This is a genomic window from Aquicoccus sp. SU-CL01552, from assembly GCF_040365005.1.
Lineage (GTDB): Bacteria > Pseudomonadota > Alphaproteobacteria > Rhodobacterales > Rhodobacteraceae > Antarcticimicrobium.
This window is the reverse complement of the sequence record NZ_BAABWV010000018.1, coordinates 98,459-117,886: the sequence shown is the minus strand read 5'-3', so window position 1 is coordinate 117,886 and position 19,428 is coordinate 98,459. Positions and strand designations below refer to the sequence as shown.

Genomic DNA, 19,428 nt, shown 5'->3' with positions numbered 1-19,428 from the left:
CCTGTGCCGGTCGATCTCTGCGTCGAAAGCGAAATCAGCCATCATCATCGTCCAGTAATTGGCTGAAACGGACGGTGTCGATATTGCCGCCGGTGATCACGGTGGCGATGCTGCGGCCCCGGATCGGGACCTGCCCGTTCAGGATCGCCGCCAGCCCGACCACGGCGCCGGGCTCGGCCACGATCTTGAAATGCTCGAAGGCAAAGCGCATCGCGGCGCGCACCTCGGCATCGGTGGCGGTCACCCCTCCGGCAAGCAGGGCGCGATTGATCGGGAAGGTCACCGCGTTGGGGATCGGGGTCATGATCGCATCGCAGATGGTGCGCCGGCCCGTCGGATTGCCGATGCGCTCTCCCGCAGCGAGTGAACGCCGGGTGTCGTCGAACAGCGCGGGTTCGGCGGCAAAGACCGCGCAACCGGGGGCGCCTTGTGCCATCACCACGGCGGTGGCCGCCGTCAGCCCGCCGCCGCCGCAGGGCACCAGAACGGCATCAAGCGGCCCCACGTCCTCCAGCAGTTCCAGCGCCGCGGTGCCGGCCCCGGCAAGGATCTGCGGGTGCGCGCTGGGCGGCACCTCGATGCGCCCGGTTTCGCCGATCACGCGGGCGACGATATCGGCGCTGTTCTCGCTGTCACGGTCATAGGTGACGACCTCGGCGCCCATCGCCCGGACCGCGGCCATCTTGGCCTTTGGTACGTCGCCGGGCATCACGATCAACGCGGAAGATCCCAGAAGCCGCGCCGCCCGTGCGAGGCCGAGGGCGTGGTTGCCCGAGGAATAGGTCACCGCGCCCAGCTTCCGCTCTTCGGGTGTCAGGCCGAACATCCGGTGATAGGCGCCCCGGATCTTGAAGGCGCCGGTGCGCTGCAGGTTCTCGCATTTGAGGATCAGGCGCCCGCCCAGCCTCTCGTTCACGTCCGGGTTCTCGAGCACTGGCGTCCGGACAGTGACCCCTTTCAGGGTTTCCGCCGCGCGGCACACATCCTCAAGGCTGATCGGAAAGGTCATCCTATCCGGCCTCCGCCGCGATCTGGAACAGGGCGTCCCCACGACGCACCTGCGCCATGGCGCGCTGACAAAGGACGCGGCCCGAATAGGGCGCGGCCACCTCCGTGGGTGCCAGTGTCGGCCCGTCCCCGTTCTGCAGGACGGTGATCGGAACCGGAGGACACCCGTCGGCCGAGCGATGCACGGAATGCGGCAGGCACAATTCGCCCGGCTTCTTGCCCTGGGCCTCCAGGTCGATCTCGGAGGTGATGAGTGTACCCACCATGTTCCTTCTCATTTCGACTATTGCCGAACTGTCTTCGGGCTACGGGCTGGCGGGGCCCTTGTCAAGCTTCGGCAATTCGGGCAATTACGAATTATGGAACAGGATACCGCCATCGACGCCTTCTCCGCCCTTGCACACGAAACCCGGCTGTCGGCCTTTCGGCTGCTCGTCAAGGCGGGGCCGGAGGGGGTGCCGGCGCTGGAGATCGCGCGCCGGCTCGATGCCAAGCCATCGACGCTCTCAGGTCATCTGGCAATCCTGAAACGGGCCGGGCTCCTGACCGCGACACGGCACCAGCGCGAGATTCACTATGCGGCCAACCTCGGGGCGGTGAACGCGCTGGTGATGTTCCTGCTCGCGGATTGCTGCGGCGGCGACATCGCGGTCTGCGCGGATGTGATTTCCTTGGCCGGCCCCACTGCGCCCTAGGGGGAGGGCGGACCGGTACCGTTTTGTTCCTGCGTTCAGTCTGTCGTCGGCGCTGCGGCCGACCCCGCGAGCAGCCCGCCATCAACCGCCCGCGCCAGCGTCAGGGCGCTGATCAACCGGCTCAGGTAGCGGATCGAGGAGCTGTCATCGCCCGCCTCTTTGCGGCTGCCCGCGGCTGTGGAGACAATCTCCAGCGTGTGGCGCCTCTCATCGTCGAGGTGATGCAGCAATGGATTCACGAACTGGGCGAGGGGCATATTACCTTCCTCGGCGATCCGCATACGCGTTATCTGAACCCGCTGGGGCTGATCCATGGCGGCTGGGCGATGACGCTACTCGATTCCGCGCTGGGCTGAGCGGTGCAAACCACGCTGGCGCGAGGCGAGACCTATGCCTCGCTTGGGACCGAGATCAAGTTCATCCGCCCGATCCTGCCCGACACGGGGCAGGTCCGTTGTCTTGCCAAAGTGCAGAGCCGCGGGCGCTCCACTGCCACCGCGACCGGGCGGATCGAGGACTCCGCCGGGCGGGTGCTGGCCACCGGCACCTCCACCTGTTTCATCCGGCAGCTGGGGTAGGCCATGCGGTTGATCACGCTTCTGTTCTGACCCTTCGCCGTTACCACCGGGGCCATCGTCTTTTCCGGCGTGCTGCAGCCGATGGCCGCCGCGGGCGTTGCTGATGACGGTCCTGATGCTGCTGACCATTCTGAACGGCGCCTCGGCGCTGGTGACGGAGTTCCGGACCCTCTTCGCGCTGCGCCTGCTGGTGGGCGGCGTCGGATCGCTGGCCACGCGCTGGCGGCACCCAAGGCGCGGCCCAAGGTGATCTCCACCGTCTATGCTGGCATCCCCGCCGCGCTGATCGTGGGCATCCCGCTGGGATCGGTCACTGGCAATGCCTTTGGCGGGCCAGCAATGCGGCGACGCTGGCCTTCGCGCTGAATGGGTCGATGATCTATCTCGGCCAGGGGCTTGGCATTCTGATCGGGGCTGCCGCACTGCAACGCTGGGGGCTGGGCGCGGTGCCGGTCAGCGGGCTGGTCCTGATCCTGGCCGGTCTCGTGCTGGCCCTGTTCATCGCCCGACGCTTCTCCAACACCGTCCTGCTTGAGGAGGCATGACCATGCCTGGCACCGATCTGGAAGCCGACCTCGCCAAATTCTATATGACGTCAGACATGTGGCGCCTGGCGCGTTTTGCAGGGCGCAAACGGCGTGAATGCTGTTGGAGGCCACGAACAGGTTCTCATGTGACGCCAGAAACCTTGCGCACTGCTCCACCGTGGTGCCAGTGCCCAAGGCCACTCGGGCGCCTTCGGGGATCCGGTTCTCTACCGCCGGCACGATACGCTGCTTTTCCTGCTGCGCAATCGCTTCGCGCGGGAGATAGCCGATGTTTTCGCTTTGCTGGCGCAGCCGGACCTTGCCGTTGCGGCGCTGCACAATGGCGGCCTCATCCAGATCGCGCAGGTCTGCGCGGACAGTCTGAACCGATACGGCAAGACGACCCGACAGCTCTACAGCAGAAAGCGCGTCGTACTCCGACAGTAACGCGATGATCATATCACGTCGTTCGGTGACACCCGATCGCACGGTTTTTCCTTCGAAAGCATCTGCAAGTCTGGCGAAGGTTAGCAAGAGCCATCAACCTCCTAAATATAAATAAAAAATTTACGTATACGTTACAAATCCGTCAAATTCCGCCGGGATAAGGCGCTCGTGAATGACTTTCGTTCGAAAGACAAAACTCCAGGAGAGCCCCCATGAAGTCCGTCCTCGCATCCACTGCTGTCGCGCTCTTGGCCAGTACAGCCATGGCCGACACGATCACGCTTTATACCTCGCAGCCCAATGCTGATGCGCAGCGGACCGTCGATGCCTTTATCGCCGCCAACCCGGGCACCGAGGTCGAGTGGGTTCGCGATGGCACGACCAAGCTGATGGCGCGCCTGCGCGCCGAAATCGAAGCCGGCAACCCGCAGCCCGATGTCCTTTTGATCGCCGACACCGTGACGCTGGAAGGGATGGCGCAACAAGGCCTTCTGAGCGCTTACCAGTCGCCGGAAGCGGGTAACTATGACGCGGCGCTGTTTTCCCCCGAAGGGTACTATTATTCCACCAAGCTGATCACCACTGGCCTGGTGTACAACTCAGGTGTTGAGGCGGCGCCGACATCGTGGGGTGACTTGTCGGATGCCTCGATCAAAGGGCAGATCGCGATGCCGTCGCCGCTCTACTCCGGTGCCGCGCTGATCCACCTTGCCACGCTGACCGGCAACGAGGCCCTTGGCTGGGATTACTACGAAAGCCTCGCGGCCAACGAGGCCCGCGCACAGGGCGGAAACGGTGGCACGTTCAAGGCCGTGGCCTCGGGCGAAAAGCCCTATGGCATGGTCGTGGACTTCCTCGCTATCCGCAACAAGGCCGATGGATCCCCGGTGGAGTTCGTCTTTCCTGAAGAGGGCGTATCTTACGTGACAGAGCCTGTGGCGATCATGTCGACCGCCAAGAACGTCGAAGGCGCACAAAAATTCGTCGATTTCCTGCTGGGCGACAAGGGGCAGGGACTTGTTCTGGACATGGGCTATATCCCCGCGCGCAACGGCATGGGCGTGCCCGCAGGATTCCCGGCACGCGAAGACATCAAGCTGATGGCCTTTGATCCGGCAGAGGCGCTTGAAAACGCCGAAGCCAACAAGGCGAAATTTGCAGAGCTCTTTGGCGCCGAATAATGAGCGCCGCAATGCAAAATGGTGGCAGCCGGGCCGAGGCTCGGCTGCTCTCTGCCATTCTGGTCGTCGCGATCTGCCTGACGCTTGCGCCGGTCCTGCGCCTGTTTGTCGAGGGTGTGACGGATCAGGGCGGTCCCGGCGTGACGCTGGTGCGCGAGGTGCTGTCCCAACCTTCGACCCTGAGCGCGCTGAAGCATTCTCTGGTCACAGCGGGCCTGGGCACCGTGGTGTCGCTCGTGCTGGGCTCTGCCTTTGCCTTTCTGGTGGCGCTGACGGATCTGCGGGCCAAGGCGGCCTTGGTGTTTTGCCTGATGATCCCGATGATGATCCCGCCGCAGATCACCGCGCTGTCCTGGACCCAGATCATGGGGCCGTCGTCGGTCTTGCTGAAAACGCTCGGCATTGCGCCGCCGCTGGGATCGCCGCAGCCGCTCTATTCGCCCGAGGGGATCATCCTGCTGCTGGGCATTCAACATATGTCGATCATCTTTCTCACCCTGCGGGCGGGCTTGCGATCAATCCCGCAAGACGTGGTCGAGGCCGCACGGATCAGTGGCGCAAAAGGTCTGCGTACGTGGTGGCAGGTGGTGCTGCCTTTGACCCTGCCCAGCCTGGCTGCGGGGACGGCGATCACCTTTGTCACCGCGCTTGGCAATTTCGGCATTCCGGCGATGCTTGGTATTCCCGCGGGCTATGCCACCCTGCCGACGCTTGTGTACCAAAAGCTGGCCGGGATGGGGACGACCGTGCTGGCCGAAGTGTCCGTCCTGGCCATGCTGATCGGGGCGGTCGCCGTGGCGGGCATCCTGGTACAACGGTTCTTTCAAGGCAGGCAGAAGCTACACCTTGTTGGCAGCACCTCGCAGCCGCTGGCCTTGCCGCTCGGCGCCGCGCGCCTGCCCGTGGAAATCGCGCTTTGGGCCGTGGTCTGTGCCATCCTCGTCTTGCCGATGTTCGGGCTGCTCGCCACGTCGATGGTGCCCGCCTATGGCGTGCCACTGCGACCTGATACGGTGACCCTTGCTTCGTGGCATGAGGTGCTGTTCCGCCAACCGGTGACGGCGCGGGCCTTTGGCAATTCCTTTGGGCTTGCCGCCGGGGCATCGCTGGCGCTGATGGTGATCTGCCTGCCGCTGGCGTGGTTGATGGAGCGTCGCAAGACCCGCCTGGCGCGGCTTTTCGACAGCCTGCTTGATCTGCCCTATGCGCTGCCTGGGGTGGTGCTGTCGATCGCGATGATCCTTTTGCTGATCAAGCTGCCCTTCACCGACGCCACGCTCTATGGAACGATCTGGATCATCTTCCTTGCCTATCTCGCGCGGTTCTTCGCGGTCATGTTCCGCCCGATACAGGCGAGCCTGAAGCAGCTTGATCCGGCGATGGACGAGGCCGCGCAATCGGTGGGTGCCTCGCTTTATCGGCGTTTGCGCGATGTGATCCTGCCGCTGTCTGCGCCTGCGGCAGCGGCGGGGGCGATCCTCGTGTTTCTCACCGCGTTCAACGAACTCACGGTCTCGGCGCTGTTGTGGTCATCAGGCACCGAGACGCTGGGCGTGGTGATTTTCAATCTCGATGACAGCGGCGAGACCGGTATGGCCAGCGCGTTGGCGATGACCATCGTCTTCGTCGTCATGGCGCTCATGGCGCTGATCCAGCTGTTGTCCCGCCGCTTTCCCAAAGGAGTTGTCCCATGGCAGACATAGACCTGACATCTGTCGCCAAGTCATTTGCGGGCGCGCCTGCCCTGAAAGACGTCACCACGCGGTTCGAGGATGGCGAATTCATCGCGCTGCTGGGTCCGTCTGGCTGTGGCAAGACCACGCTCTTGCGGCTCCTGGCTGGGTTCGACGCCCCCAGCCGCGGGCGCCTGCGCATCGGAAAGCGCGAGATGGCGAATGCCGAAACGGGCGTGAACCTGCCCCCCGAAGAGCGAAACATCGGCTTCGTGTTTCAGTCTTATGCGTTATGGCCGCATATGTCGGTGCGGCGCAACGTGTCCTATCCGCTCGACATTCGCGGGTTCTCCAAGGCCGAGATCACACGGCAGGTGGATGCGGCGCTCGCGTCGACGGGGCTCGGGAAATACGCGGACCGGATGCCCTCTGACCTTTCAGGCGGTCAACGGCAAAGGGTGGCGCTGGCGCGGTGCCTTGTCTCTGACCCTTGCGCCGTTCTGCTGGATGAACCGCTCGCCAATCTTGACGTGGCGCTTCGGGCCTCGATGCAGGGCGTGTTCATCGATTTCCACAAACGCACCGGTGCGACGATGATCTACGTCACGCACGATCAGGCCGAGGCCATGGCCATGGCGGACCGGATCGCAGTGATGGATCAGGGCCGGATTCAGCAATTCGACACGCCGCAAACGCTCTATGAACGCCCGAAAAACCGGTTCGTGGCCGAGTTCGTCGGACGTGGCACGGTGGTGCCGGTGCAGTCTGTCGAAATGACAGGAGATGCCATGGCGGCGCGTGTTCTGGGGGCGCGGATCGCGGTGCAGTCCGAGGCGAGAAAGGCCAGCGTCAGCCATGTCTGCCTGCGGCCCGAGAACCTGACCATTGCAGAGACCGGAGACCTGCGCAGCAAGGTCGCGCGGGTCACCTACATGGGCGGCAAGTACCTGCTGGAAACCGTGACCGACTGTGGTGCGCGCTTGTTTGCAGAAACGCGCGCCCGCTTCGAAGTCGGCGCGCAGCTGGGCCTGACCATCACGACACCTTGGGCCTTCTCAGAGGATTGAATGCAAAGCATACGACTACTTTCCGGCATCGGGGATAAAGGCCCTGCATGCATGCAATTGACCGTGGATGATCGGATCTGGCTGTTGGATTGCGGCTTTGGCCCCGAGGCCAACGCCCATTTCAATCCCGCATGGCTTGAAGGCGCCGAGGCCGTGTTCATCACCCACGATCATATCGATCATATCGGTGGCGCGTCCCATGCCGTCGAGGCGGGCCTGCCCATCTATGCCACGGCGCAAACGGCCAAGGCGCTCCCCCCCGCGGCCAAGGTGCACCTGTTGCCCGAACAGGGCCAGACGACCATCGAAGGCGTGACGCTGACCACCGGGCGTAACGGCCACGCGATGGGCGGTGTCTGGTTGCATTTCGATCTGGGAGAGGGCTTCTTCTATTCCGGCGACTGGTCCGAAGAGTCGAACTGGTTCTCCTTCGATGCGCCACCCCCTGCCGCCACCGCCATTCTGGATTGCTCCTATCACCTCGATGACGTGCCCCAATCAGACCGGTTCAAGGCGTTGAATGCGCTGCTTGACGGGGTGCAAGGTCAAGTGCTGTTGCCTGTTCCCCCATCGGGACGCGCGGGCGAGATGGCGTTGCATCTGATCCGCCGCTACGGATGTGAAAGCGTGATGCTCGACCCTGAATGCCAAGACACGCTTCGCGCCGCGCTGAACAGCGGTGCCGTCAGTGCCGACGCGCAGGACATCGCCCCTCTGTTGGGTCGCGGCCCGATGGAACAGGCGCGCTTTTTGATCTGCGATACGCCCAATGCCGATGGCGGCGCGGCGTGGGGCTATGTGCGGGCGTGGAATGAAAGCGGGCGCTTGGGGCGCGATGCGCATGTGGTTTTCACCGGCCACATGACAGCCCATGCGCGCGGAATTTGCAGCGTTCCGGGCGGATATTTCCAGCGCTGGAACGTGCATCCCCCGCTGCGCGACCAAGTGAAAATGCTCAAGCGTCTCGGGGCACAACGCTTTGCGCCCGCCTTCTGCACGCGGCCCGAAGAGTACCTGGTCGAAGATCTGGAGGCCGAGGTGTTCTTTCACGATCTGGTCCGGCTATGATCGACGCCGCCCGGCCATCGCAAAGCTTTTGCCTGATCCGACATGGCGAGACCACAGCCAACGCGGACGGGTTCATCGCGGGCATCACCGATGTCCCGTTGACCGCCTTGGGACGTGATCAGGCTCGCGCTCTGTCGGAGTTGCCTTGGCCGGAAGAGATCGCGGTTTTTGCGAGCCCGTTATCGCGGGCGCAGCGAACCGCAGAGCTCGCATTTCCCGGCCGGGATGTCCAATTGCACCCCGGATTGCGCGAGCGTGACTGGGGCGTGTTCGAAGGTCGGCCGCTGGGGGAACAACCCGCCAGAGAAAACACACCGGGGCAGGGCGAAAGCTGGCCCGACATGCTGGTACGCGTACAAACCGCAATCACGGAAATCTGCGCTGGAGCGGAGGGAATGCTGCCGGTTCTGGTGTGCCATTCGGGTATAATCCGCGCGGCGCGCATGCTCTGGACGACAGGCGACGTCGGCCAACGCCCCCCCAACGCGACGCCGCTTCTGTTTCAAAGAGCAGGCAATAAAACATTGGAGAAGAACCTATGACCCAAGCCGCTCCTACCCCCTGTGTGGTTTTCGATGTCGATGGCACGCTTGCGGAATTCGACGCGGACCGCCTTGGTCATCTCGTGCATGGCATCGAAAAACACTGGGATGATTTCCATCATGCGATGGCCGATGCCGCATTGATTGCGCCAATCGCGAAACTGATGCGCCGGCTGAAAGAAAGCGGTGAAACCATCCTGATTTGTTCCGGGCGGCCAAGGGGCTGGGCCGCGCACACGATTGCATGGCTTCGCAAACACGATCTGCCGTTCGACGGCATTTACTTGCGTGCAGAAGATCAGGACGAGGCCACCGACCCGGAGGTGAAACGTCGCGCGTTGAAGGAAATGCAAGCGGATGGCTTCAAGCCCTGGCTGGTTATTGATGACCGCACTTCGGTGGTCGAGGCCTGGCGCGGCGAAGGGCTGGTGTGCCTGCAATGTGCTCCAGGGGATTTCTGAGAAAGGGTCTGTGGATGTCATCCATCGGTGAGACGCCTGCAACGAGCATCGAGTGGGTTCTCGCCGAGTAGAGTGCGATGGTTTCGAGGTGCTGACACGCGGGCAAGCGGACCCCGGCGGTTTGACCAGCATCTTGCGGCCGGGCCAGAGCGCCGAATGCCTGTGACAGCATGGCCCGCTTTTCGGGGAGGTCTGCGCGCGAACAGACGGCGTTTCGCAAGGCCAGGATAAATGCCTGCAAGGCGTGCGGTAACGCCGTCATGTGATCTCCTGTCATACCGTGCCTGTTGTCATGTTCCGGGCGTCGCTCCATTGCCGGGGCGACTGCCCTTACATGCGTTTGGACTGGGATGGGCTGACATAGCCCACATCCTGAGCCGCCTCGGACACGGTTATGCCGCCGGCGATCTTCATCGCGGCGTGGTTCAGGCGCATGGACTTGACGAACTGGATCGGCGATATGGTCGTCGCCTGTTTGAACTTGCGGTGAAACACGGCGCGGCTCATGCCGGCGTGGGCGGCCATGTCGTTGATCGACATCGGTTCACCCGGCTTTGACGACAGATCGGCGATGGAGCGCGCGATGGCGTTGCCCGGGGCAAAGGCATGGCGGGCGAACTGGCCTGCCTCGCCCTTGAGGATGGCATAGTAAAGCTCGCGCAGCCGCGCATCGCCAAGGACCGCCGTGTCCGTCGGGGACGCCCCCCAGTCGCACCAGCCGCAGCAGCGCGTCCAGAAAGGCTTCGTCCCAGCGGGCCAGGCGGATACCCGGCGCATTTCCCTCGGTCGAGAGGAGACGGCGTCCGGCGGCGTCCATCTCAATGGTGATTTCGGTCATAAGGCGCGGGTCGAGCGCGATATAGACGCTGAGAAGCGGGGGATCCGGCGATGCCGTGGGCGCGCCGGCCTTGACCGGCATGGACATCGGGCATCACATGTATTGGCTGCTGGCGTAGGCATGACGTTGCCCGTCGAGCACCGCCTCCTTGCCGCCGCTGACGATGACGCAGGGCGCATAGACCGGCGGGACGCAGGGTACCGCCTCGGTCGCGCGGAACAGCTGGATGCCTTTGATGCCGGTGTCGACCATACCGTCCTTCGGCATCCGGGCTTCGATGATCTGCCTGATCTGGTGTTTGCTCATGCGCTTCAGTGAAAGGGGCAGGGCGCCCCTTTCAATCGACCTGATACGATTGGGCAAGCTTTTGCGACGATCTCGCCTGTTTCCGGCACACCCGGGAGTGTCATGAACTCTGTGTATCTGGCCCGGCCCATGCGGTTTCAGATACTCAAGCGTCGAAGCGCTCGCCGGCAAGACCTTTGTCATCACCGGTGCGCATGTGGCGCCGGATTTCAGGCCGCGCGCATTCTGCTGTCGAAGGGCGCGAAGGTGGTGATGTTGAACCGCAGCGCCGAGATGTCGACCGCCGCCGTGCAGGACCTGAAGCAGAAATGCGGCTCAAGCGCGGATGTAAGCTTCATCCGCATGGACCTCGCCGAACTGGCCTCGGTGCGATTGGCGGCCGAGGAGGTGCTCGAGGCCGTGCCGCAGATCGACGCGTTGACCTGCAACGCCGCAATCGCACAGGTGCTCACGCAGACTCTGACTGTCGACGGGTTCGAAAGCCAGTTCGGTACCAACCACTACGGCCACTTCCTGCTCTGCGGCATGCTGTTCGACCGGATCGAGCAATCGAAAGGCCGGATCGTGGCGGTTGCCAGCCTCGGCTACAACATGGGGATCAAGACAATCCAGTTCGACGATATGAACTGGGACAGGAATTATAGCCTCAATCCCGTTTACAGCCAGAGCAAGTTGGCACAGATGATGTTTGCCTATGAGTTGCAAGACCGCGCCAAAGCGGCGGGCAAGAGTGTCGAGGTCTACGTCTGCCATCCGGCGCCTCGGCGACCTCGCTGATCAGCACCAGCGGCGGAATGGTGACGCGCTTCGCATGGTGGCTGATGACCAAGACCCCCTTGGTGCAATCCGTCGAGCGAGGCGCCTGCCCGGAGGTCATGTGCGCCACCGAGGACGGACTTGAACAGCGCGCCCTGCATGGGCCCACCGGGTGGATGCAAACCGGTGGGCCGGTCGGGACCGGAAAGCTGGAACCCCACGCCCGTGACAAGCCGGTGATGGCCCGTCTATGGGACGTGTCCGAACAGGCCACTGGCTTCACCTGGTCGGTCTGATCGGATCCTTTGGCGGGGGGCAAGGACCGCGAACACGAGCCCTTAGCCAAGGGGCCTTGTCATGCTCAACCGCCGAACCCGGCGATGTTGCTCTCCTTGACCCAGGCGCTGGAACACTTGCCCCAATAGGCCATGTTCGCAGGCCAGGCCTCGGGCGTCAGGGCGCAGGCCGCCATCCGGGCTTCATAGTCCAGCTGCGCCATGTAGCCGCCCGCGCCATCGCTCTTGTCGGGGTCGCTCCAGATGATGCCGGAAAAGCCGTCTTGGTGGTTGCATTCAAACGCCGTGCCGAGATCGGACGGGAAGACATAACCAAGGATGGCGGCCTCATCGTCTGGCGCGGCATACAGCGCGATCTGACCGTTCTCCGTGCCCTCGTTGCTCAGAACCGCTCCGACCTCGCGGCAATCATAGCTGCCGTGCGGGGTGCTGCCGACGAGCGGTTTGATCGGTTGGTAGAAGGGCGCACTGTCGACGCTGGGGCCCGTGCGCATCGCATTCAGGGAGACGCCGCGCAACTTCAGGAGGTCTGCCACCTCGGCCTGTAAGGCCGGGGTCATGCACGCCAGGCTGCGGTCAGGTGCGGTGCCGCGTCCGAACAGATCCAGCCATACCTGCGCGTCCGAGCTGTCCTGCGTATCCATCGGCGTCTTCACACTCAGAACCGCGCGCCCACCTTCATGCACGAATGTAAATTCGTGCACATCCCAGGGGAAACCGCCCGTGCCGGGCGTCATGCCATAAGGAATATCGGCCGTCAGCCGCGTGATGGGACCGTCGGAAATCGCAGGTGTCACATGCAGCTCCAGAACCGGCGCCCCGGTTTCGGGGTGGCTGGTGGAACAGACCTTGATCTCGTCGGCGTCTTCCGTGAGGCACAGAACCTTCGTTGCCAGAATATCGTCGCAAAAGGCCTGTGCCACGCCAGTAGAGCACATCAGCCCAAGCCCAAAAGCTGTCGTCAAAAGTCTCACGTTCAATTCTCCCTGGAAGAAATCGCATGGATCGCAGCCGCATTGAGAGCTGCCAGCGCGCCCGTGGTGGTGCCCGGATCGCAGGTATAGGCGGTGCTTCCGCCCGCATCCGCGATGACATTCATGCCGCCCACGCCCCCGGCCAGATAGACCTCGTAGCTTGCACCACCCGCGCGCAGGGTTGATGACGCCCAATCGCTTGCGGTCAGGCCCGTCACATCGCCCAGAGGCACCGTGACCTCAGCGGGGGGCCCCGCCTGCGTGCCATAGGCCAGCCGGGCCTGATCTTCTGTCCAGAAGAGCGTCATTTCCCCACCGTTGGACAGCGTGCAAGACACGGCTTCGGCTTCGGTGGCGCTGCACTGGGCGTGGGCTGCCCCCGGCAGGGCAACGATCGCAAGAACAACAAGAATACGCATGATGCCGCTTACCCTGCGAATGCTGCACAGCTGTCGACAGCGACGGCCCCTTCGGGGATCCAGCCTGCGGCACTGTCTGTTTCGACGAACTCGAATCCGCCCCAGCTTTCAAACCGGAAATAGACAGTATCACCGGAGGTGATGGTTCCGGTCGGATAGCTCATCTGCATGCCGATGCCGCTGGTCATCGTCACCGGCGAACCCTTGTAGCCATGACAGGCGGATTCGAATTGGGACAAGGTCGGCAACAGGTCGATGTCGTCCATCTTTCCGATCAGCGTCGAGGCCAGCACACGGCCCTTCGTGTTGATCTTGCAACCATTGCTGGCTTCGATCCTCTTGTGGGCGTCGACCATGCTCTGGTCCCACTCGTTCAAAGTGGGGCTTTTGGTGGAACAAGTCGCATCAAACAGCGCTCCACCCAGGGTGGAGCCGAAGCAATAGCCGGCACGATCAAACGCGAGATTCCGCAGATACCAGGCGTCCTCGCACAGGGCGCTGACAGTGGATGCCGCACAGATGAATGCGGCGGAAAGACATGCGATCTTCATGTAAATTTCCTTTTCTGTTCAATTTGGTTATCCGAACCCGCCGCAGGTCCCTCGGGGCAGGACCTGGGCTGTGCGCTATTGAATGCGCTCCAGGTAGGTCACATCCACCCAACCCGTCGCGCAGGGGCCGGAATAAGGGCGACCGAGGTGTTCGGGGCGGATCGTGCAATCCGAAATGCCGTTCGTCGGAAGGGCGACGGCAAGAAAATCGCCCTCGCGTGCGATCACGTCCACATCCTCGCCCGGTTGCAGCATCCACCAGACCGGGGTCGCGGCACCGGGACGTGCGGAGGCAAAAACCGGCAGGCCTTCGGCCCCCTCGGGGTGGCCGGTCACCCGCGCAACGCCAACGGTGGCAGCCTGTGGCGTCACCACGTCCTGCGAAAAGAACGCAGCTATCGGGCCGCGCTCCTGCTGCGCAGGCCACAGGGCGTCGGGGGCGGCATAGACCGTATCGGACCGGCAAAAGGTCTGATCCACCTGCTGGCGCCAATGGGGCGACTGCAGCCACATATCGGCGGGCTGGTCCTCAATCACCGTTTCGCTCACGTCATCCCAGGGAAGATGCACATGCAGCGTCACCGGTTCGCCCAGATCCGTACTCCAGAACCCTAGCTCCATCCGCGCATGATCGCCTTCCTCCCAGACGAACCACGTGGTGTTGGCGTCAGCGATCAGCGGGGTGTCGTAGTATGGCTCTCCCGTCGCCAAGGTGTGACGGGTCAGACTGTAGCTTTCGCCGCTTGTGCATACCGTGATCTGCTCCCGGAAATCGGGGGTGTCAGTGGCACATTGAAACAGCACCTCACCCTCGCAGACGGCCTCTGCCGCGGCCAGGCCGCCCCACCCGGCCACCGCTGCTGCGATGGCCGCCCCAAGGTTCAGACGGTTCATGTGATTGGCCCCTACTGCGCCGCGTCGATCATTTCGACCAGGGTGCTCAGGTCGCTGGTCACCGTGCCGTCGTCACAGGTGAGATTGGCAATGACCGAGCTGTCTTGCAGCACGTTGATGCCGCCGTCCAGCTGGGCACCGGCGGAGCGCTCGCTGGCCCACCAGACCTCATAGGCATAGCCGTCGCCCGCGCTGAAGGTGACGGACTCGCTGATATAATTGCCCATGCCATTCCAAGGCGTGGCGGTGAGCGTCGCGATATCCTGAACGATCTCCTTTTCGACGACTCCGTTCAACTTGTAAAAACCGTAAGAGGCTTTGTCGCCATTTTCCCAAACCGCATTGCAGACCGTAACGCCCCGGGTGCCGTTCTTGAGCGTGCAGGAGAACATCTCGGTACCGTCGAGCTGGCAATAATCCCCGGCCTGGGCCGCACCGGCGGTAACAACCAGGGCCGTCGAGAAAATGAGGTTTTTCATGGTCAGATCCTTTGAAGAGTAGAAATCGTGAAGTCAGGCGGTTTCGGGCACCGCTTTTGCCGACTTGCGCGCCAGATAGGCGGCAATGGCTGCGCCGATCAGGGCGACCGCGATGATCGAAAGCGACAACAGGGGACGGAAGTAGAACCAGGCGATGGCCATCGTTCCCCCGCCCACAACAAACGCCAGCGCAAGGCTGATCAGGGACGTGACGGAAGAGGTAATCCAGCCGAGGAAGGGCAGGATGCTCGCCACCACGTCGATCACGGAAAACAGCGCCTTGAAGCCGAGGAACAACATGACCATCAGGCCGATCCGCAGCATCCAGGTCTTGAAGCGGTTGGTCGCCTCCGCGGTCTGGAACATCTCCTCCGCGGATTTCAAACCGTCTTCGACAAGATAGATCCGGCGGCCGTTCTGTGCGGTGAAGGGCACCAGGTTACCGTCGCGCTGCACGCCGACCACGCTGGCTTGCGCGATGTCAGAGGCGGCATAGCTGATCCGCAAGTCGCCAAGCTGAGGCGTGGCCACGTCGTCGCTGAAGATGACCTTCCCGGCAACCAGTTTGGCAGGACGTGCGCTGGACAGGGACTGTGCAATGGCGCGGGCCTCGTCGTCGGACAGCAACAAAGGCGCAGACCCGCCGAGGTCGGAAATTTCATCATTGACGGAAAACGCTCCGATGCGTCCGCCAGCCTGCCGGATCACCTTGTTCCGGATCTGCATCGGTGGGTTCATGTGGCCTTCCGAGACCCGGAAATCCACGCCGCTGACAGGCGCGTCCGTCCAGTCCATCCGATAGGTGTATTCCGTGGTCTTTTCCTGTGATCCGCCAACCTTCGTATCGGTCGTGCTCCGCTTTTCTTCGATCCAGGCAAATTGCTCCACCACCCGTTCCAGCCGGACGGTCTGCCCATCTGCCGTCACGCCCAGGGCAGCGTCCTGGAGCGGCGCATCCAGCGCGAGCGGTCCGTTGACGTGTACGAGTTTCTCTTCGTTGGCTGGGTCTATGGATGTGCTGTCGACTGACACCACTTGCCCTGCGCCCTCGGCCAAAGCGCGGGCGGTGCGCACCGAATTGCCCTCGTTCCAGAACAGGAAATAGACTGCAATCCCGATGAAGCTGATGCCCAGACCAATGCCCTTCAATGCGGTCTTGAGCCGCGCGAAAAAACCGATCTGCGTCGTTTCAGTGAAATGAGACACCGTTCAAGCCTTCTTGCGAGTTCCAGAAAAAATGGTTCAGGATGCTTTGGTCAGGCCCAGCGACCGGATCACCTGCTGAACGTCGGCCATGCTTGGCCCCTTGGCGATCGGAGCCTCCGGCAAACCCAGCCAGTCGTTGATCTTTTGCGCCGAATAAAGATGGCGATTGCTGGTGGTATAGCCATGGGACAGGGGCATCCGGTGCGCATTCTGCGCGGTTCCCGTCACGATACACAGCCGGTAGGTGTACCTGGGATGCAGGCGATTGTTGTTGGTCTTGCTGCGCTGAAGATCGACATCCGCCTGCCTGACCTCGTCCAGCGAAATCACCTCTTCGCGGACCCCGTGCAGCATGGTCTTGCGGAAGGTCAGCGTCCCGGTTTCGCGGTCGAAAACGGCCTCGGTCCGGTGAAACACCAGCCACAGGATACCCCCACCCAACACGGCCGCGACAGGGGCCGCGATCCAGCCCGCGGGATACCCTGAAAACCCGGCGAACAGGCTGAATGAGATAGCGGTTAACGTCATGACGACCAACGCGCTCGACAGGATCTTTGTCGATCCCTTCAGCGTGAGGCGGTCAGGTCGGTGCAGGTCAATTTTCATGAGATGCAGCTCTGGATTTCTTGAATGTCAAACACAGGCGATATGCCGGTCATGCCACGTCGGTGAATTTATCTATTGAATTGAGTGGGTTGCGTTCGTCTTGAAAGTGGAAAGGGGACCGGCCCCTGATCGCGACCTTGCTGGCTGCTCGGTTAAGGCGCCCGGTATCAGAAATCTGGACGTCCGGCGCACTGGTGCCCCCCGTTTCAATCTGACCTAAATCAGGTGTCGCTGGTCGTTGCCTGAGGCGCCGGGCCGCGCCCGACGCCGGCAGCACGGTCCTGCGTTGGGGCAGGAGAGAACGCTTCGTAGTTCTTATGCTTCGAGGAGACCATCGTGTGCTGTGCATAAAACGGTGATGCCAATCCCGGTGTGACAACGGTGACAGCTGTCTTCATCGTGTTTCCCTTGTGAGCAAGTGCTTACGCGAACTCTTGCCCCAACATAGTTTACGCTTAAAGCAACCCGCATAGGGAAAAAACACGACTATTTCCCATCAGTGTCACGGCAATGAGTTTGCTTTCCTGGTCGGTTCAGACCTGGTGGCCGGGCTTGCCGGTTTGCTCGGCGAGAACCGGTTTCCGCAGCAATGATCGGTTCGAGAGTTGTTCCAGATTGGCTTGCATCGTGCTTCGAGGGTTTGTTGCAACCAGCCCCGCTATAGTTATCGGGGAGCAACACTTTGAAAGCCACTATCGGAATCTCTGATCTAAAGGCCATGTCCGCTGAGGGGCTGGGTCAAATCATCTGCGGCAGGGACTCGGTCCTCTTCATTAGGCCGCGAGAGCGGGCGCCGTAAAACACACCTGCTGTCAGGATCAGAGACTGGATTTGCGCGGCACAATGGGGCCCGCCTCCAAGATTGACCGTCCTGACGCGGCTGAACAAAAAAACTCAGCTTCAGCGACGGATATTTGTCGAACAAACGTTGATTAAGGAGACAACAACAAGGATGGACCCAATGCAGAACCTGATGAAACGATACGCAAAGATTCTTGTCTTGGCGACGGCTGCGGTGGCTGTCGTGCCGATGACGGCCGCGGCGGAAAGAAGGGCTGTAAAGCAAGGCGCCAAGGTGAAGGTTGTGAAACAGCAGAGCCATCGGCATGCAGTTGGTCACCGTTTCCGCAAGCAGGATGTGATCGTCGTCAATGACTGGCGAACACGCGGTCTGCCGCGCCCCGGTCGCAACGAGGTCTACGTCGCAAATGGAGACGGTATTTACCTCGCGGCGGCTGCGACGCTTTTGGTAAAGGCTTTGATTGATTGAGAAAGGCCAGAGTGCCTCGTCATGCGGTGAAGGTCGGCGTTGTCCGCAAGGTTGGCGCGCGACAGGTGAGATTGCTGCACGAGGCACGAAGGACCGCTTCAATGGACCCGAAATCAGCTTTGGGTCGACAACTGAGCACTGGTTCCGGGCCGTTCATTCCCTCGAGTGGACAGGGGGATGAACAGTCGTTCACTGCGCAGGCCACCATGCTCCGAAATGTGCAGGTTGCGCCAACTGATTGCGCGCGGTGACATGCCGCGGAAACACGTAACAGCGGGTGGGTTGGGCCTGTGCGGCCTTGCTCCCCTCATCAATTTGGGGGAGCAGTTATTTTCCCGTCACAGCGACGGAAGTGCCGGCCTCCGTCGTATCACCGACATTGTTCGATAATTTCTGCCCGAAAGGCCCTCAGCCCATGAAGACAATACGCATCCTGATCCCGCTCGTCCTGGTGGCGGCGATGGTAGGCGGCTGGTTTTATTTTTCCGGCAGCGAGAACGCGGCCCCCCCGACCACCGCGGTCGTCACGCGTGGCACGGTCGAGGAGTCGGTGCTGGCCTCGGGCACGATGGAGGCCAGGCAGTTGGTCAGCGTTGGCGCCCGGGTCTCTGGCCAGATCGAAACGCTGGCGGTGGCGCTTGGCGACGAAGTCGAGAAGGGCGACCTGATCGCGCAGATCGACAACCAGGACCAGCAGAACAATGTGCTGATGGCAAAGGCGAACCTGGCCAATATCAAGGCCCAGATCGCCGGCAAGAAGGCCAACCTGGTCAAGGCTGAAAACGCCCTGGAACGGCAATCGAAGCTGGTGACTTCGGATTACGTCTCGAAGGTGGATCTCGAGGCGGCGCAGGCCGATGTGGACGTCTACAAGGCCGAGCTCGACGCGCTGGAAGCGCAGAAGGCGAGTGTCGAGGTCATGGTTTCGACCGCGCAGATTGCGCTGGACCGGACCAGGATCACCGCACCGATCTCGGGCACGGTGGTGGCGATCGTAAATGACGAGGGCCAGACCGTGAACGCCACGCAGAGCGCGCCGACAATCGTCAAGATCGCCGAGCTGGACAGGATGGTGGTGAAGGCGGAGATTTCCGAGGCCGACGTGGTGCATGTGAAACCCGCGCAGCAGGTGCTCTTCACCATCCTGGGCGAACCCGATCACCAGTTCACTGCCACCGTGCGCGATGTGGAGCCCGCCCCCTCGGAAATCGAGGACAGCGATACGATCTCGAGCGATGAGGCAATTTATTACAACGGCTTGCTGGAAGTGGACAATCCCGACCACCTGCTGCGCATCGGCATGACCGCCGAGGTCTCGATCATTCTCGACCGGGCCGAGGATGTGTTGACGGTGCCATCCTCGGCGCTTGCCAAGGGGCGGCAGGGCTATACGGTCAAACTCTACGATCCGGACAGCGGCACCACCGAGGTGCAGAAGGTCGAGGTGGGGCTGAACAACAAGGTCAATGCCGAGATCAAATCCGGCCTGAGCGAAGGCGACATTGTGGTCACCGGTACCGCCGTCACCGCGGCCCAGACAACGCGGGACACCTCTCCGCGCATGCCGCGGGGGATGGGGCTGTAAG

At 62.3% G+C, this 19,428-nt stretch carries 28 protein-coding genes; 14 read left to right on the top strand and 14 right to left on the bottom strand.

Annotated elements, in window-relative coordinates; translation table 11 throughout:
• Nucleotides 1–34: 34 nt before the first annotated feature.
• Nucleotides 35–1,009, bottom strand: a complete 975-nt coding sequence (locus tag ABWV23_RS18935) for a threonine ammonia-lyase (RefSeq protein WP_353350576.1) — start codon at nucleotides 1,007–1,009, stop codon at nucleotides 35–37.
• A gap of 1 nt (nucleotide 1,010) precedes the next feature.
• Nucleotides 1,011–1,274, bottom strand: coding sequence for a hypothetical protein (locus tag ABWV23_RS18930; RefSeq protein WP_353350574.1), 264 nt, complete (start codon nucleotides 1,272–1,274; stop codon nucleotides 1,011–1,013).
• 93 nt (nucleotides 1,275–1,367) lie between these two features.
• On the opposite strand from ABWV23_RS18930, the gene ABWV23_RS18925 reads away from it, so the two are divergent.
• The gene (locus ABWV23_RS18925; RefSeq protein ID WP_353350572.1) at nucleotides 1,368–1,703 is read left to right on the top strand and encodes an ArsR/SmtB family transcription factor; all 336 of its coding nucleotides are present in this window, start codon (nucleotides 1,368–1,370) and stop codon (nucleotides 1,701–1,703) included.
• Nucleotides 1,704–1,738: 35 nt separating this feature from the next.
• Here ABWV23_RS18925 and ABWV23_RS18920 read toward each other — a convergent pair whose 3' ends face one another.
• Nucleotides 1,739–1,933: a hypothetical protein gene (locus ABWV23_RS18920; protein ID WP_353350569.1), complete on the bottom strand. Its 195-nt coding sequence runs from the start codon at nucleotides 1,931–1,933 to the stop codon at nucleotides 1,739–1,741.
• Here ABWV23_RS18920 and ABWV23_RS18915 point away from each other — a divergent pair.
• The 3 genes from ABWV23_RS18915 to ABWV23_RS18905 all read left to right on the top strand — a co-directional run bounded on the left by ABWV23_RS18915 (nucleotide 1,925) and on the right by ABWV23_RS18905 (nucleotide 2,531).
• Nucleotides 1,925–2,059 carry a PaaI family thioesterase gene (locus ABWV23_RS18915; protein ID WP_353350567.1) on the top strand — a complete coding sequence of 45 codons (135 nt, stop codon included), beginning with the start codon at nucleotides 1,925–1,927 and terminating at the stop codon, nucleotides 2,057–2,059. The two genes, ABWV23_RS18920 and ABWV23_RS18915, sit on opposite strands and share 9 nt — an antisense overlap.
• Before the next feature lie 3 nt (nucleotides 2,060–2,062).
• On the top strand, nucleotides 2,063–2,281 hold the full coding sequence (locus tag ABWV23_RS18910) for a PaaI family thioesterase (RefSeq protein WP_353350565.1): 219 nt from the start codon (nucleotides 2,063–2,065) through the stop codon (nucleotides 2,279–2,281).
• A 103-nt stretch (nucleotides 2,282–2,384) separates the two neighbouring features.
• Complete coding sequence (locus tag ABWV23_RS18905) at nucleotides 2,385–2,531, top strand: hypothetical protein (RefSeq protein ID WP_353350563.1); 147 nt, start codon at nucleotides 2,385–2,387, stop codon at nucleotides 2,529–2,531.
• A 10-nt stretch (nucleotides 2,532–2,541) separates the two neighbouring features.
• On the opposite strand, the gene ABWV23_RS18900 is transcribed toward ABWV23_RS18905, so the two are convergent.
• Nucleotides 2,542–3,267 (bottom strand): DeoR family transcriptional regulator, encoded by a 726-nt coding sequence (locus tag ABWV23_RS18900; protein ID WP_353350602.1) that lies wholly within the window; start codon nucleotides 3,265–3,267, stop codon nucleotides 2,542–2,544.
• A 200-nt stretch (nucleotides 3,268–3,467) separates the two neighbouring features.
• Here ABWV23_RS18900 and ABWV23_RS18895 point away from each other — a divergent pair, with 200 nt between their 5' ends.
• The 6 genes from ABWV23_RS18895 to ABWV23_RS18870 are packed head-to-tail and all read left to right on the top strand — an operon-like array spanning nucleotide 3,468 to nucleotide 9,247.
• Entirely contained in the window at nucleotides 3,468–4,436 is a 969-nt protein-coding gene (locus tag ABWV23_RS18895; RefSeq protein ID WP_353350561.1) for an ABC transporter substrate-binding protein, read from the top strand.
• Complete coding sequence (locus tag ABWV23_RS18890; RefSeq protein ID WP_353350559.1) at nucleotides 4,436–6,139, top strand: ABC transporter permease; 1,704 nt, start codon at nucleotides 4,436–4,438, stop codon at nucleotides 6,137–6,139. Before ABWV23_RS18895 ends, ABWV23_RS18890 begins: the two co-directional genes overlap by 1 nt.
• Nucleotides 6,127–7,176: an ABC transporter ATP-binding protein gene (locus ABWV23_RS18885; protein WP_353350557.1), complete on the top strand. Its 1,050-nt coding sequence runs from the start codon at nucleotides 6,127–6,129 to the stop codon at nucleotides 7,174–7,176. The genes ABWV23_RS18890 and ABWV23_RS18885 overlap by 13 nt, the downstream gene beginning before the upstream one ends.
• 51 nt (nucleotides 7,177–7,227) lie before the next feature.
• Complete coding sequence (locus ABWV23_RS18880; protein WP_353350555.1) at nucleotides 7,228–8,244, top strand: MBL fold metallo-hydrolase; 1,017 nt, start codon at nucleotides 7,228–7,230, stop codon at nucleotides 8,242–8,244.
• Nucleotides 8,241–8,786, top strand: coding sequence for a histidine phosphatase family protein (locus ABWV23_RS18875; protein WP_353350553.1), 546 nt, complete (start codon nucleotides 8,241–8,243; stop codon nucleotides 8,784–8,786). Before ABWV23_RS18880 ends, ABWV23_RS18875 begins: the two co-directional genes overlap by 4 nt.
• Nucleotides 8,783–9,247: a phosphatase domain-containing protein gene (locus ABWV23_RS18870; protein WP_353350551.1), complete on the top strand. Its 465-nt coding sequence runs from the start codon at nucleotides 8,783–8,785 to the stop codon at nucleotides 9,245–9,247. The genes ABWV23_RS18875 and ABWV23_RS18870 overlap by 4 nt, the downstream gene beginning before the upstream one ends.
• 330 nt (nucleotides 9,248–9,577) lie before the next feature.
• Here the strand turns inward: ABWV23_RS18870 and ABWV23_RS18865 are convergent, their stop codons facing one another.
• The 3 genes from ABWV23_RS18865 to ABWV23_RS18855 are packed head-to-tail and all read right to left on the bottom strand — an operon-like array spanning nucleotide 9,578 to nucleotide 10,391.
• Entirely contained in the window at nucleotides 9,578–9,754 is a 177-nt protein-coding gene (locus ABWV23_RS18865) for a helix-turn-helix domain-containing protein (protein WP_353350600.1), read from the bottom strand.
• Nucleotides 9,755–9,791: 37 nt separating this feature from the next.
• Nucleotides 9,792–10,166 carry an AraC family transcriptional regulator N-terminal domain-containing protein gene (locus tag ABWV23_RS18860; RefSeq protein WP_353350598.1) on the bottom strand — a complete coding sequence of 125 codons (375 nt, stop codon included), beginning with the start codon at nucleotides 10,164–10,166 and terminating at the stop codon, nucleotides 9,792–9,794.
• A 12-nt stretch (nucleotides 10,167–10,178) separates the two neighbouring features.
• On the bottom strand, nucleotides 10,179–10,391 hold the full coding sequence (locus tag ABWV23_RS18855; protein WP_353350549.1) for a hypothetical protein: 213 nt from the start codon (nucleotides 10,389–10,391) through the stop codon (nucleotides 10,179–10,181).
• Nucleotides 10,392–10,643: 252 nt separating this feature from the next.
• Between ABWV23_RS18855 and ABWV23_RS18850 the strand changes: the two genes are divergently transcribed.
• Complete coding sequence (locus tag ABWV23_RS18850; protein ID WP_353350596.1) at nucleotides 10,644–11,168, top strand: SDR family NAD(P)-dependent oxidoreductase; 525 nt, start codon at nucleotides 10,644–10,646, stop codon at nucleotides 11,166–11,168.
• Nucleotides 11,169–11,185: 17 nt separating this feature from the next.
• Nucleotides 11,186–11,443: a Rossmann-fold NAD(P)-binding domain-containing protein gene (locus ABWV23_RS18845; RefSeq protein WP_353350547.1), complete on the top strand. Its 258-nt coding sequence runs from the start codon at nucleotides 11,186–11,188 to the stop codon at nucleotides 11,441–11,443.
• A gap of 65 nt (nucleotides 11,444–11,508) precedes the next feature.
• Here ABWV23_RS18845 and ABWV23_RS18840 read toward each other — a convergent pair whose 3' ends face one another.
• The 7 genes from ABWV23_RS18840 to ABWV23_RS18810 form a co-directional block, all read right to left on the bottom strand.
• Nucleotides 11,509–12,417, bottom strand: coding sequence for a hypothetical protein (locus tag ABWV23_RS18840; protein WP_353350545.1), 909 nt, complete (start codon nucleotides 12,415–12,417; stop codon nucleotides 11,509–11,511).
• 2 nt (nucleotides 12,418–12,419) lie between these two features.
• Nucleotides 12,420–12,836: a hypothetical protein gene (locus tag ABWV23_RS18835; RefSeq protein WP_353350543.1), complete on the bottom strand. Its 417-nt coding sequence runs from the start codon at nucleotides 12,834–12,836 to the stop codon at nucleotides 12,420–12,422.
• Nucleotides 12,837–12,844: 8 nt separating this feature from the next.
• On the bottom strand, nucleotides 12,845–13,387 hold the full coding sequence (locus tag ABWV23_RS18830; RefSeq protein WP_353350541.1) for a DUF4453 domain-containing protein: 543 nt from the start codon (nucleotides 13,385–13,387) through the stop codon (nucleotides 12,845–12,847).
• A 75-nt stretch (nucleotides 13,388–13,462) separates the two neighbouring features.
• Nucleotides 13,463–14,281 (bottom strand): hypothetical protein, encoded by an 819-nt coding sequence (locus ABWV23_RS18825; protein ID WP_353350539.1) that lies wholly within the window; start codon nucleotides 14,279–14,281, stop codon nucleotides 13,463–13,465.
• 11 nt (nucleotides 14,282–14,292) lie between these two features.
• Nucleotides 14,293–14,760: a hypothetical protein gene (locus tag ABWV23_RS18820; protein ID WP_353350537.1), complete on the bottom strand. Its 468-nt coding sequence runs from the start codon at nucleotides 14,758–14,760 to the stop codon at nucleotides 14,293–14,295.
• Between the two features lie 33 nt (nucleotides 14,761–14,793).
• On the bottom strand, nucleotides 14,794–15,966 hold the full coding sequence (locus ABWV23_RS18815) for a TMEM43 family protein (protein ID WP_353350535.1): 1,173 nt from the start codon (nucleotides 15,964–15,966) through the stop codon (nucleotides 14,794–14,796).
• Between the two features lie 36 nt (nucleotides 15,967–16,002).
• Entirely contained in the window at nucleotides 16,003–16,572 is a 570-nt protein-coding gene (locus tag ABWV23_RS18810; protein WP_353350533.1) for a hypothetical protein, read from the bottom strand.
• A gap of 961 nt (nucleotides 16,573–17,533) precedes the next feature.
• Here ABWV23_RS18810 and ABWV23_RS18805 point away from each other — a divergent pair.
• A complete protein-coding gene (locus ABWV23_RS18805; protein ID WP_353350531.1) occupies nucleotides 17,534–17,842 on the top strand; it encodes an RcnB family protein in 309 nt (102 codons plus the stop codon).
• 415 nt (nucleotides 17,843–18,257) lie between these two features.
• Nucleotides 18,258–19,427 carry an efflux RND transporter periplasmic adaptor subunit gene (locus ABWV23_RS18800; protein ID WP_353350529.1) on the top strand — a complete coding sequence of 390 codons (1,170 nt, stop codon included), beginning with the start codon at nucleotides 18,258–18,260 and terminating at the stop codon, nucleotides 19,425–19,427.
• Nucleotide 19,428 lies beyond the last annotated feature (1 nt).

Bases quoted from the DNA above. Each gene is read 5' to 3' on its own strand.
- ABWV23_RS18935 (WP_353350576.1), bottom strand. From the start codon at position 1,009: ATGACCTTTCCGATCAGCCTTGAGGATGTGTGCCGCGCGGCGGAAACC.
- ABWV23_RS18930 (WP_353350574.1), bottom strand. From the start codon at position 1,274: ATGGTGGGTACACTCATCACCTCCGAGATCGACCTGGAGGCCCAGGGC.
- ABWV23_RS18925 (WP_353350572.1), top strand. From the start codon at position 1,368: ATGGAACAGGATACCGCCATCGACGCCTTCTCCGCCCTTGCACACGAA.
- ABWV23_RS18915 (WP_353350567.1), top strand. From the start codon at position 1,925: ATGCAGCAATGGATTCACGAACTGGGCGAGGGGCATATTACCTTCCTC.
- ABWV23_RS18905 (WP_353350563.1), top strand. From the start codon at position 2,385: ATGACGGTCCTGATGCTGCTGACCATTCTGAACGGCGCCTCGGCGCTG.
- ABWV23_RS18900 (WP_353350602.1), bottom strand. From the start codon at position 3,267: ATGATCATCGCGTTACTGTCGGAGTACGACGCGCTTTCTGCTGTAGAG.
- ABWV23_RS18895 (WP_353350561.1), top strand. From the start codon at position 3,468: ATGAAGTCCGTCCTCGCATCCACTGCTGTCGCGCTCTTGGCCAGTACA.
- ABWV23_RS18890 (WP_353350559.1), top strand. From the start codon at position 4,436: ATGAGCGCCGCAATGCAAAATGGTGGCAGCCGGGCCGAGGCTCGGCTG.
- ABWV23_RS18885 (WP_353350557.1), top strand. From the start codon at position 6,127: ATGGCAGACATAGACCTGACATCTGTCGCCAAGTCATTTGCGGGCGCG.
- ABWV23_RS18880 (WP_353350555.1), top strand. From the start codon at position 7,228: ATGCAATTGACCGTGGATGATCGGATCTGGCTGTTGGATTGCGGCTTT.
- ABWV23_RS18875 (WP_353350553.1), top strand. From the start codon at position 8,241: ATGATCGACGCCGCCCGGCCATCGCAAAGCTTTTGCCTGATCCGACAT.
- ABWV23_RS18870 (WP_353350551.1), top strand. From the start codon at position 8,783: ATGACCCAAGCCGCTCCTACCCCCTGTGTGGTTTTCGATGTCGATGGC.
- ABWV23_RS18865 (WP_353350600.1), bottom strand. From the start codon at position 9,754: ATGAGCCGCGCCGTGTTTCACCGCAAGTTCAAACAGGCGACGACCATA.
- ABWV23_RS18860 (WP_353350598.1), bottom strand. From the start codon at position 10,166: ATGCCGGTCAAGGCCGGCGCGCCCACGGCATCGCCGGATCCCCCGCTT.
- ABWV23_RS18855 (WP_353350549.1), bottom strand. From the start codon at position 10,391: ATGAGCAAACACCAGATCAGGCAGATCATCGAAGCCCGGATGCCGAAG.
- ABWV23_RS18850 (WP_353350596.1), top strand. From the start codon at position 10,644: ATGTTGAACCGCAGCGCCGAGATGTCGACCGCCGCCGTGCAGGACCTG.
- ABWV23_RS18845 (WP_353350547.1), top strand. From the start codon at position 11,186: ATGGTGACGCGCTTCGCATGGTGGCTGATGACCAAGACCCCCTTGGTG.
- ABWV23_RS18835 (WP_353350543.1), bottom strand. From the start codon at position 12,836: ATGCGTATTCTTGTTGTTCTTGCGATCGTTGCCCTGCCGGGGGCAGCC.
- ABWV23_RS18830 (WP_353350541.1), bottom strand. From the start codon at position 13,387: ATGAAGATCGCATGTCTTTCCGCCGCATTCATCTGTGCGGCATCCACT.
- ABWV23_RS18825 (WP_353350539.1), bottom strand. From the start codon at position 14,281: ATGAACCGTCTGAACCTTGGGGCGGCCATCGCAGCAGCGGTGGCCGGG.
- ABWV23_RS18820 (WP_353350537.1), bottom strand. From the start codon at position 14,760: ATGAAAAACCTCATTTTCTCGACGGCCCTGGTTGTTACCGCCGGTGCG.
- ABWV23_RS18810 (WP_353350533.1), bottom strand. From the start codon at position 16,572: ATGAAAATTGACCTGCACCGACCTGACCGCCTCACGCTGAAGGGATCG.
- ABWV23_RS18805 (WP_353350531.1), top strand. From the start codon at position 17,534: ATGCAGAACCTGATGAAACGATACGCAAAGATTCTTGTCTTGGCGACG.
- ABWV23_RS18800 (WP_353350529.1), top strand. From the start codon at position 18,258: ATGAAGACAATACGCATCCTGATCCCGCTCGTCCTGGTGGCGGCGATG.